3 protein-coding genes are annotated in these 3,169 nt (G+C 69.0%); all 3 read right to left on the bottom strand.

Annotated features, from left to right (window positions below; all coding sequences use genetic code 11):
- The coding region (locus tag E2493_RS20485) for a hypothetical protein (protein ID WP_225421625.1) at positions 1-185 on the bottom strand (185 nt) is incomplete at its 3' end.
- 365 nt (positions 186-550) lie between these two features.
- On the bottom strand, positions 551-2,455 hold the full coding sequence (locus E2493_RS20480; protein ID WP_135090575.1) for a M2 family metallopeptidase: 1,905 nt from the start codon (positions 2,453-2,455) through the stop codon (positions 551-553).
- A gap of 222 nt (positions 2,456-2,677) precedes the next feature.
- Positions 2,678-3,169: alpha/beta fold hydrolase (locus E2493_RS20475; RefSeq protein WP_135090573.1), on the bottom strand; the 492-nt coding region annotated here is incomplete at its 5' end.

Here is a 3,169-nt window from a genome sequence, read left to right as displayed (position 1 = left end):
GCCGCGCTGGCGCCGCGCCCGGTGACCATCCAGCGCCCGGTCACGGTCGCCGCCGGCGCCGCGACCCGGCCCTCGCCGTGCACCTCGAGCAGCATCTCGCCGGGCTGGAGCGCCGGCGCCTCTGCCCGCGCCATCGCCGCACCGGCCAGCAGCGCCGCCGCCACGGCGCCCGATATCATCCGCATCCGTTCCCCCCTTCACGCTTCGATGGCGAGTGTTGCGCGGAGGATCGAAGGAGGCAAGTGGGGCGACAGCCGGCGGGACACCTGTTCAAGCGAACTCAAACAAGCGTCGGTCCGGTCCATCACCCGTCATCCCGGCGTCGGCCGGGATCTCAGGGAGAGTTCGCACCGCGCTGATGGAGCGCTCCAGATGCGCCGCGCCTTATCCTGCCTGAGATTCCGGCTTCCGCCGGCATGACGGAATGGGTCGAAGGACCCGAGTACGGCTGGAGGTCGGACCGGCGGGACGGGCGCCCTCGCAGCAAAAGGCGCCCTCACCCCGCCCGGCTGAAAGTACCACTTTCAGCCGATTGTCTTTCAGCCGCGCGTCACGCGCCCCAGCCGCACTGCTTGCCGCGGTTCTGCTGCTCGAGCCAGCCCTGCAGCGGGCGGAAATAGTCGAGCATCGCCTTGCCCGACATCTCGCGCGTCCCGGTGAACGCCTCCAGCGCCTCGGGCCAGGGCCGCGACGCGCCCATCGACAGCATCTGGTTCAGCTTCGCGCCGACCTCCTTGTTGCCGTAGAAGGAGCAGCGGTGGAGCGGCCCGGTCCAGCCGGCCTGCTTGCAGGCGGCCTGGTAGAATTGGAACTGGAGGATGCGGGCGAGGAAGTAGCGGGTGTAGGGCACGCTCGCCGGCACGTGATATTTGGCGCCCGGGTCGAAGTCGGTCTCGCTGCGCTGCACCGGCGGCACCACGCCCTGGTATTGGAGCCTGAGGTCGTTCCAGCCCTTCTCGAGCTCGGTCGGCGCGATCGAGCCGTTGAACACGCCCCAGCGATAGCGGTCGACCAAAAGCCCGAACGGCAGGAAGGCGACCTTGTCCATCGCCTGGCGGAGCAAAAGCCCGGTGTCCTTGTCGGCGCTCGGCACTTGCCCACGCGGCAGCAGGCCGATCTGGACGAGATATTCGGGGGTGACGGAGAGCGCGATCGTGTCGCCGATCGCCTCGTGGAAGCCGTCGTTGGCGCTGTCGAGATAGAGGAACGGCTGCTTGTTGTAGGCGCGCTGGTAGAAATTGTGGCCGAGCTCGTGATGGACGGTGACGAAATCGTCGCCGTTGACCTTGGTGCACATCTTGATGCGCAGGTCCTCGACATTGTCGACGTCCCAGGCCGAGGCGTGGCAGATCACCTCGCGGTCCCTCGGCGCGGTGATCATCGAGCGGGTCCAGAAGCTCGCCGGCAGCGGCGCGAAACCCAAGGAGGTGAAGAAGCTCTCGCCGGTCTTGACGATCTTCTCGGGCGTGTACTTGGCCTTCACCAGCAGGTCGGTGAGGTCGTAGCCGACGTCCCCCGCCCCCTTGGGCGCGACGACGTCGTAGATGTTGCCCCATTCCTGGGCCCACATGTTGCCGAGCAGGTCGGCGCGGATCGGCCCGGTCGCCGGCTGCACCTGGTCGCCATATTTCTGGTTGAGCTTGGTGCGGGTGTAGCAATGGAGCTGCTCGTAGAGCGGCTTGACCTCGTTCCACAGCCGGTCGGTCATCGCCGCGAACTCGTCGGGGCTCATGTCGTAGCGCGAGCGCCACATCGCGCCGGTGTCGGGATAGCCCAGTTCCTTGGCGCCCTGGTTGGCGATCTCGGTCAGGCGGACATAGTCGCTGCGCATCGGCCGGCCGACATTGCTGTGCCAGCTCGTCCACATCTCCTGGAGCTGGGCCGGGGTGCGGACCGTGCCCATCTTCTCCTCGAGGTCGTTGCCGGTCATCTCCTGGCCGTTCAGCGTCCCCCGGCCCTTGCCGTAGGTCGACTGCAGGCGGGTCGCGATCGTGTTGAGCTCGGCCGCCGCGCCCGGGGTGGTCGGGGCCGGCAGCACCAGCGCCGAGCGCAGGATGTCGAGCTTGCGCTTGGTGTCGTAGTCGAGGCCCTGAAGCCCCGCGTATTTGGCCGCCTCGTTGGCGTATTTGACCTGCATCTCGGTGCCGATCGTGCCGAAATAGGCGGCGAGCGCATCGGTGTCCTCGGTGATGTAGGTCGCGTTCACCCATTGCGCCCGGGCGTTGACCACGCCGAACTCGCCGAGCTCCTTCTCGACCCGCGCGACGAAGGCCTTGGCGTCCTCGACGGTCGCGGGGGCGTTCGCAGCGGCGGCGACGTCGGCGGCCGCGTCCTCCAGGCTACCGGGCTGCGCCGCCCCGTCGGCAGCGGAGGCGGTGTCGGTCGTATCGGCGGACGCGGTGGCGCATCCCGCCAGGCAGAATGCGAGGGCGAGGGTGGAAACCTGGATTTTCATGCGGAGCGATCCTCTCACGGGTCGATTATGCCGCCGCTCTTGCGCCCGGGCCGCGCGCGAGGTCAAGCACCCCCCAATCCTCCCTGTACGCGAAGCGCATGGGGAGGGGGACCAGGCGAAGCCTGGTGGAGGGGCCGAGCCTCGGTTGACCGACCCTGCCCCTCCACCGCGCTACGCGCGGTCCCCCTCCCCATCAGCGCTCCGCGCTGATGGGGAGGACTGTCATTCCGCCAGGAACCCCGCGATCGCCCGGCCCAGCTCCGGCTTGGTCACCGCGCTCATGTGGTTGCCGGGCACTTCGACGAAGCGCGCGTCGGGCAGCACCGCCTCGAGGTCGACCGCCGGGCCGTTGTCCTGGTCCTCGGCGCCGGCCAGCACCAGGGTCGGCACCGCGATCCCCCGGATCTCCGTCTCGGTCGAATCGACGAAGCTGCCGAGCAGGGGCAGCAAAGCCTCGGGATCGCCGCCGGTGGTCTTGAGGAAGGCCTCGGCCAGCCATCCGGGCGAGCCGCGGCTGTGGCTGCCGAGGCCGGTCAGGATCTTGCGGAAATGGTGGGCGCGGCCGCCGGTGTTCAGCAGCCCCCTGAGCCCCATGCCGGCGACGATCAGCCGCCGCGGCCGCGCGCCGAGGATCACCATCCGCACCGCCGTCCGCCCGCCCAGTGAATAGCCGCCGAGGTCGTAATCGCCGAGGCCGAGATGGTCGACCAGCGC

The sequence above is a fragment of the Sphingomonas parva (ex Maeng et al. 2020) genome, assembly GCF_004564275.1.
Lineage (GTDB): Bacteria > Pseudomonadota > Alphaproteobacteria > Sphingomonadales > Sphingomonadaceae > Allosphingosinicella > Allosphingosinicella parva.
The sequence above is the reverse complement of the archived record's forward strand: the minus strand, read 5'-3'. Positions and strand labels throughout refer to the sequence as shown.

Excerpts from the sequence above, each read along its gene's own strand:
- E2493_RS20480 (WP_135090575.1), bottom strand. The coding sequence starts at position 2,455 with ATGAAAATCCAGGTTTCCACCCTCGCCCTCGCATTCTGCCTGGCGGGA.